General features: G+C 45.9%; 3 protein-coding genes. 2 read left to right on the plus strand and 1 reads right to left on the minus strand.

What is annotated here, in order from left to right; genetic code table 11:
• Together ENN47_07800 and ENN47_07805 are read left to right on the plus strand one after the other, a co-directional pair.
• The coding region (locus tag ENN47_07800; protein HDP78071.1) for a HEPN domain-containing protein at positions 1-300 on the plus strand (300 nt) is incomplete at its 5' end.
• Positions 254-631 carry a nucleotidyltransferase domain-containing protein gene (locus ENN47_07805; GenBank protein ID HDP78072.1) on the plus strand — a complete coding sequence of 126 codons (378 nt, stop codon included), beginning with the start codon at positions 254-256 and terminating at the stop codon, positions 629-631. The genes ENN47_07800 and ENN47_07805, both read left to right, overlap by 47 nt.
• A gap of 724 nt (positions 632-1,355) precedes the next feature.
• Here the strand turns inward: ENN47_07805 and ENN47_07810 are convergent.
• The coding region (locus ENN47_07810) for a linear amide C-N hydrolase (GenBank protein ID HDP78073.1) at positions 1,356-1,954 on the minus strand (599 nt) is incomplete at its 5' end.

Genomic DNA, 1,954 nt, shown 5'->3' on the forward strand with positions numbered 1-1,954 from the left:
TGCTTTGCGTCACAGCAAGCGGCAGAAAAGGCAGTAAAGGCTCTCCATCTTTCTTTGGGTCAGGAAGCGTGGGGGCACATGGTAAGCAAACTGATTCAAGAACTTCCTAAAGGAATTGTGCTGCCCGACGATTTATTGGATAAGGCGAGAATTCTTGACAATTCTTACATACCTGCGAGATATCCGAATAGTCATCCCGAAGGCTCTCCCTTTGAGTATTTTGGAAGCAAGCAAAGTGAGGAGGCTATTGCATATGCCGGTGAGATTGTTGAATTCGTCAATAATGAAATGGCCAAGTAAAGAGGCTGTAGTCGATTCGTTTTTTAAGTGGTCAGAGACGTTGAAGCGGGATTCCAACATTCTCAGTATAGGTTACTTCGGTTCCTACGCTCGGGGCGACAATGGAGTGGGAAGCGACCTTGATGGGATTGTTGTAGTGAAAGACTCCAAAGCTCCTTTCGGAAAACGAGGAACTGAATGGGATTTGTCGATGTTGCCGGTTCCGGTCGATATTCTGATCTACACTTTAGACGAGTGGAATAGACTAAACATAGAACCGTCCTACTTCATTAAGAGATTGAGAGAAGAAGTTAAGTGGATCTTCAAGACAGATGACTCATTGAACCTATAGAAAGGATCATTGTTTCGATCAATCTCACCAATATTCTCGGTGGAAGCTTGAAATCCCTGCTTGTTGACAATGCGTCATGCTGAACTTGTTTCAGCATCTCGATCTTAAGAACCTTCCTTCGTTGCATGTCCCGGATCATGGACCAGTCCTTGGATAACATCAAGCGAAAAAGAGCATTATCTAGAGTTCGCTCACTCACGAGAAGAGAGAGATTCTGAGCAGGATCATCTCAGAATGACGCGATGCAAGAGAAGGCTATCACCCCATGTCACTCGTACAAACTCCTTACTTCATCACCCGTGAGCCTGCCCTGAAAGCCTTCCCAAAACACTTAGGTGTTGGGATCCTGCTAAGCGAATAGATGGTGCCCTTAGGATCTCGTCATTCCCCTTTTTCACACCTCCATAACGCGGTTTTGACAACCCTTTCCTGCTATCCTCATAATCCGCTTTTCCCACTTTGTGGGAGAACGGAGGATCATTGACGGTAAACCTTAGAATGCCTCCTGACGAGTAAGCGCCAGCATCACTTCTCCGGACGTTTGTACGCGCATCGTTTCCTGCCGTAGGCAGAACAACTTCTACTCTTGCTCGGAGGGCGGCTGACCGTTGACGGGCAACGCTATCTTCAGCAGCGTACAGCGTTTTCTAGTCGAGCAGGCTGTTTCTCGCGTATTTGTTCTCACATAACCTTGGAGCCCTTCGAAATCTTCACGACTGTTTTTTCACTTGACTGCGTCAGTCACGTCTACGTAATTCTGTTCGTGACTCATTTTCAGAAATCTTATGTTTCCACTCGAAAAATCGATTCTATCAAGCTCCACCTTTCTTATGTTCAAGTCACTGTAAGTTCTGTAGTAGTAGACTTTGTTTGTCAAGTCTCTTACTACAGACCAATAAGCAATATCTCTTGAAACTACCATTCCAAGTTCTTCATTGACTACGAGCCCTTCAGGAATGTCCAGAGCATTAAGGATGTGCCAGGCCAAAGTTACCGCCTCTTCTGAATGTTTTGGCTTCACTTCTCCATGAGAGTAGAAGGCAGCCCTCACAAATCGGCTTGGAGATGTGTTGTCCCCGGGAAGCCCGAGCAATCCAGTTCCGTTTCCAGTTCCGACTATTTTGAAGTCCCCGAGTTTGGAGCTCTTGATGTTTACCGGAGTCAAGTCTACGTAGTTCGATAGATTCTGAAGATGCCAGTCGAATGTGGGATTGTTTGTAATTACTCCAAGAGGGTTTTCATGAATGTTCAGTTCACCTTCAACGCATTCTATTACAATGCAGCCGCCCTGCGCATCATAGACAATGTGGTGAAGGGGCATAA

This window comes from Mesotoga infera (genome assembly GCA_011045915.1).
In the GTDB taxonomy this organism is placed as follows: Bacteria; Thermotogota; Thermotogae; order Petrotogales; family Kosmotogaceae; genus Mesotoga; species Mesotoga infera_D.